General features: G+C 43.9%; 3 protein-coding genes. 2 read left to right on the top strand and 1 reads right to left on the bottom strand.

The genetic code is table 11. The features are described from left to right. The first annotated feature begins 573 nt into the window (after positions 1–573). Positions 574–2253 carry an AAA family ATPase gene (locus tag DWU89_RS16415; protein WP_115500715.1) on the top strand — a complete coding sequence of 560 codons (1680 nt, stop codon included), beginning with the start codon at positions 574–576 and terminating at the stop codon, positions 2251–2253. Positions 2254–2332: 79 nt separating this feature from the next. After that, positions 2333–2767: a DUF6078 family protein gene (locus DWU89_RS16410; RefSeq protein WP_115500735.1), complete on the top strand. Its 435-nt coding sequence runs from the start codon at positions 2333–2335 to the stop codon at positions 2765–2767. Positions 2768–2955: 188 nt separating this feature from the next. Here the strand turns inward: DWU89_RS16410 and miaB are convergent, their stop codons facing one another. After that, positions 2956–4329, bottom strand: a complete 1374-nt coding sequence (gene miaB, locus DWU89_RS16405; protein WP_115500714.1) for a tRNA (N6-isopentenyl adenosine(37)-C2)-methylthiotransferase MiaB — start codon at positions 4327–4329, stop codon at positions 2956–2958. Positions 4330–4627: the final 298 nt, after the last annotated feature.

The raw sequence follows: 4627 nt of genomic DNA, 5'->3' as shown, positions 1-4627 counted from the left end.
GAAAACGTACGTTTTTTTCAGTCATTTTTGGAGGGTTTGTCGTCCAAAAGCCGTTTTTCGTACAGCTTAAGCTATCTAATTGATAAGAAAGGATATAGAAACAAGAAATTTCTTGGAGAAAACAGTTGCAGGTTCGGAAACTATGCTTAAATTTGTGACGAAAATAAACGTACGTTTTCATTAGTCATTCCATAAACAGCATCTACCTCTTTATTTTTCAATCTCTTACAATCATAAAACAAATACAATTTGCCCATATATTACTAATGTACGCGTGTACATTATATAAAATCCTAAACAATAGATAATCAACCCTATAACTGTGGACACGCTAAATATCAATTCCACCCTAAAAAAGCAGGTAAAATAGGCAATTTCAGAGAACAACAGATGCAAATGTTACTTTTTCCTTAAGCAATAATAGTTATTCACATTTCCATCCAAGAAAAGAAAGTGACTTTCCTTCCAACGATTTTAAATATGAGTTTGCAAGTTTGGAGAAATAGAATCGACCGATAAGAAGGAGTGAAAGAATAATTCCTATATTTGTAAATGCAATAAAAACAATGACGTATGGACCGGAAAAAGTTACCGATAGGCATCAGCGATTATAAAGAGCTGATAGACGAAGATTATTATTATGTGGATAAGACTGATTTTATCCGCCAGATCATAGAAGAAGGAAGCAAAATCACGCTTCTTCCGCGTCCTCGCCGTTTCGGCAAGACGCTGAACCTTTCCACGCTCCGCTATTTTTTCGAGAGGACGGAAGGCAACATCTATCGTCCGCTGTTCAACGGGAAAAACATCGAACAGTGGAAAGACTTCGACCGATATCAAGGTAAATATCCGGTGATACTGGTCACGTTGAAAGACTGCAAGGGCGATACGTTCGAAGAGATGCTTTTACTGTTGGCACGCGAACTGCAGTCGGAATTTATCCGTCACGATTATTTACGGGAACATATCGAACAGAAAGATTATCTGGATCAGTTTGTCCGGTTGCAAAACCGGAAAGCGACTCCTGATGAAATGACTGGTTCGCTCAGACTGCTCTCCGAATTGCTCACCTCCTATTGGGGCACGCCGCCCCTCGTGCTGCTCGACGAATACGACACGCCGATCCATGTCGCTTTCGATAAAGGATATTACGACCGTATGATTGGCTTTATGCGTAACTTTATGAGTTTGGTGTTCAAAGACAATACGGATATTTTTCGTGGCGTCATCACCGGCATCTTGCGGGTCAGCAAGGAATCGATATTCAGTGGGTTGAATAATATTGATGTAGATACGATCCTGGAACTTCCGATGTGTACCTCTTTCGGTTTTACACAAGAGGAAACCGACCAAATGCTAACCGACTATCTATTAGACGCGCAGAAAGATGAGGTGAAGAATTGGTACAACGGCTACCTGTTCGGAGATCAAACAGTCTATAATCCTTGGTCTGCGCTTTCCTTTATAAATAAAGGCGGCGTCCTGGCACCTTACTGGGTAAACACAGGCTCGGATGTCCTCTTGCGGCACCTGCTTGCCGACGGCCCGTCGCAAATACGCATGGGTGTGGAATCACTGATACAGGGCGAACCGATCCGTAGCGTGATAAACGACAAGTTAGCTTTTCCGGATTTGCTGTCAGAAGCATCCAATATCTGGTCATTCATGCTTTTCAGCGGTTATCTGAAGGCTACAGACCCGGTAAAGAACAATGACGACCTGATGGAATATACCCTGCAAGTACCTAATCGTGAGGTCAGAACCGTTTTCTTCACCATAATCCGAAGCTGGATCAATAACGGTCCGGTCAAAAACGACCGCCTGGAGCTGATGCTGCAAGCGTTGAAAGAAAAAAACATGCCAATCTTCCAGCGTATCCTGAACGACTTTGTCGTCAATACATTATCATATTATGACACAAGCGGCCGTGAGCCGGAGAAGGTTTACCAAGCCTTCCTGTTAGGTATGCTTGTCAGCAGCGGCGCTTACGAAGTGAGCAGCAATCGCGAATCGGGGCTTGGCCGTTATGATATTCTGCTCCGTCCGCGTGACCTGAACCTGCAAGGCGTGATCATGGAGTTGAAGCTCTATGATCCGGTGTACGACGAATCCGTCGAAAGTGTGTTAGATTCCGCGCTTCAGCAGATTGAGGACAAACAGTATACCGCCACGCTACGGGCAGCCGGCGTCACCGACATCCTCAAAATGGCTATCACATTCGACGGCAAACGTGTCTGGGTAAAGATGGCCTGAATAAGTAAAAAAAGTTTGTACTTAATACAAATGCAAAAATAAGATACGGACTCAAATATAATCCGTACATTTGCGCATTATGAAAAACGAATTTGATTATCAAGACGTCCCATACGATTTCGCACATTGCTTCAATGACCAATGTACGCAAGCGGACAATTGTTTACGCCACCTGGCAGCAGCCAACAGTACATCTATCCGTAAATTCCTTCCGATAGTAAATCCAGCCTGTTTCCCGAAGGAAGGAGACGATTGCCCTTTCTTCAAATCACAAATCAAAAAACGAATTGCCCTGGGAATTACAAATCTGCTCGATAATGTACCGCATAAAATGGCCCTGCAACTAAGAAGACAGATGGTCAGCCACTTCAAGAAAACACTTTATTACCGCTTCCAACGCAAAGAAAACGAGCTGTTACCCGAGCATCAACTCTTTATCAAACAACTCTTTAAACAGAACGGGATCAACGAAGAACCGGTTTTCGATTCATACAGGGAGAGCTTCGACTGGTAAAAAGTTTCAGTGATTTTTTTTCGTGAAACTTTTGTTTCAAACGGTTTCCGTCCTTGAAACTTTTGTTCCATGCCGATGAAACTTTTGTTCCACCGGTCGAAACTTTAGTTTCCTGCCTTGAAACTAAAGTTTCGACCGCAGACACTTTTGTTCCGTGGCAAGAAACACTGAATCAGCACCAATAAAGATTATTCTTCCACCGGTTCCCCGAACAAAGTAGCGGAAGAGGCGCGGTTGATGCGTACCTTTATAAATTGTCCGACGTGATAATTCTTTTTATCGAAGATCACCACCTTATTCTGGCTCGTACGCCCGAACAACTGCTCGCGGGAACGTTTGGAGAACCCCTCGATCAGCACTTCAAAGACTTTTCCGATATCACGTTTATTGCTTTCCTCCGACAGCTGGTTCTGCAGGTCAATCATGCCTTGCAGGCGGCGTACCTTTTCGGCTTCGCTCACCGTATCGGGCAGATGCTTGGAGGCATATGTGCCCGGACGTTCGGAATATTTGAAGAGGAAAGCACTGTCGTAGCCCACTTCGCGCATCAGTGAAAGCGTTTCCTGGTAGTCTTCTTCCGTCTCGGAATGGAAACCGCAAAAGAGGTCGGTCGAAATGGCGCAATCCGGCAAGATCCGACGGATAGCGGCAATACGATCCAGATACCATTCGCGGGTATATTTACGGTTCATCACGCTCAGGATGCGGGAACTGCCCGATTGCGCCGGCAGGTGGATCATCTTGCAGATGTTATCGTGCGTAGCAATCACACGCAACGTATCGTCGCTCATATCCTTCGGATGGGAAGTCGTGAAACGGACACGCATCCCGGGAACTTCCTCCGCCACGCGCTCCAGCAAGACAGGGAAAGAAATCTTTTCGCCGTCTTTCTCAAAAAGATAGGAGTTCACATTCTGCCCTAAAAGGGTCACTTCTTTAAAACCTTTATCGCGCATATCCCGTATTTCGTTCAAAATGCTATCCACATCACGGCTGCGCTCCCGGCCACGCGTGTATGGCACAATGCAATAGGTACAAAAGTTATTGCACCCGCGCATGATGGAAACAAAACCGGAGATATGCACACCTCCTAACTTCAACGGGATTACGTCTTTGTAGGTTTCCTGTGTGGAAAGTTCCACGTTAATCGCCTTTTCGCCATGTTCAACCGCCCCGACCAGGTTCGGCAAATCCATATACGAATCCGGACCGACCACTAAGTCAGCATGATGCACATTGATCAACTCTTCCTTCACCCGTTCCGCCATGCATCCGAGCACACCGACTACTAAAGATTTTTTCTTTCTTTTTAATGACTGGAAATACTGAAGCCGACCGTAAATTTTTTGCTCGGCATTATCGCGAACCGAACAGGTATTGACGAAAATAGCATCTGCATCTTCGATTTTGTCAGTCACGGCATAACCGTCCATTTGCATGATGGAAGCAACAACTTCACTGTCTGCAACGTTCATCTGACACCCGTAAGTTTCGATAAACAACTTCTTTTCTCCGGTTCCGGCTGCGGATTTTAAGTCCACGCCATTTTCTTGATTTGTCATCTCTTCTGTTAATTAATTTTAAATATATTCTTTTGGCAAAAATAAATGCTCAAACACTTGCACAGTTCAAACCGTACCCTTATATTTGCACTTGAAAAACGTAAATTTTTTCATAGTTAAGGTTTTGGTTAAATCGAATAAGGGTGGCTGTGAAGTTACCCTTATTTACTTTTATACCTATTATATGTTTCCTTTCTTTCACTTCTGAATAATATTTCCTACATTTGGAGTGCAAAAATAACAAACCACACCTTATCGTATGATTTTCAATAACTTTGATATTTTCCAATATATTCCT

The organism is Parabacteroides acidifaciens, assembly GCF_003363715.1.
GTDB lineage: Bacteria > Bacteroidota > Bacteroidia > Bacteroidales > Tannerellaceae > Parabacteroides > Parabacteroides acidifaciens.
This window is presented reverse-complemented; position numbering and strand designations above follow the sequence as displayed.